Here is a 675-nt window from a genome sequence, read left to right on the forward strand (position 1 = left end):
AATCTGGCGTCCCCTAGGGGATTCGAACCCCTGTACTCACCGTGAAAGGGTGATGTCCTAGGCCTCTAGACGAAGGGGACAACATACTGCCTACATCTTTAACGCAAAAGCCCGTTCAAAATGACGTTCTTTGAACGGGCCTCGTTCTGGCGGAGCGGACGGGGCTCGAACCCGCGACCCCCGGCGTGACAGGCCGGTATTCTAACCAACTGAACTACCGCTCCAGCTTTCTGCACTGCGACCCACAGGACACTGCTCGATTCCTGCAAGCCTTGCGACACTTCGATGAAACGCCGCTGAATCTGGCGTCCCCTAGGGGATTCGAACCCCTGTACTCACCGTGAAAGGGTGATGTCCTAGGCCTCTAGACGAAGGGGACAACGTACTGCTTACACCTTTAATACAAAAGCCCGCTCAAAGACGTCTTGAACGGGCTTCGTTCTGGCGGAGCGGACGGGACTCGAACCCGCGACCCCCGGCGTGACAGGCCGGTATTCTAACCGACTGAACTACCGCTCCAACTTCTGCACCCTCACTCGCAGGACGTCGGTTACGTTCCTGCAAGCGTCGCGACACTTCTACGAAACGCCGCTGAATCTGGCGTCCCCTAGGGGATTCGAACCCCTGTACTCACCGTGAAAGGGTGATGTCCTAGGCCTCTAGACGAAGGGGACA

Annotated in this window: 5 tRNA genes; all 5 read right to left on the bottom strand. The window is 57.5% G+C overall.

Annotated elements, in window-relative coordinates:
* Positions 1–4 precede the first annotated feature (4 nt).
* The 5 genes from BST28156_RS34540 to BST28156_RS34560 all read right to left on the bottom strand — a co-directional run bounded on the left by BST28156_RS34540 (position 5) and on the right by BST28156_RS34560 (position 674).
* Positions 5–80: transfer RNA gene (locus BST28156_RS34540), tRNA-Glu, on the bottom strand.
* 67 nt (positions 81–147) lie between these two features.
* Positions 148–224: transfer RNA gene (locus tag BST28156_RS34545), tRNA-Asp, on the bottom strand.
* Between the two features lie 79 nt (positions 225–303).
* Positions 304–379: transfer RNA gene (locus BST28156_RS34550), tRNA-Glu, on the bottom strand.
* Positions 380–442: 63 nt separating this feature from the next.
* A tRNA-Asp gene (locus BST28156_RS34555) sits at positions 443–519 on the bottom strand.
* 79 nt (positions 520–598) lie between these two features.
* Positions 599–674, bottom strand: a tRNA-Glu gene (locus BST28156_RS34560).
* Between the last annotated feature and the right edge of the window lies 1 nt (position 675).

Source organism: Burkholderia pseudomultivorans (genome assembly GCF_902499075.1).
GTDB classification, from domain to species: domain Bacteria; phylum Pseudomonadota; class Gammaproteobacteria; order Burkholderiales; family Burkholderiaceae; genus Burkholderia; species Burkholderia pseudomultivorans.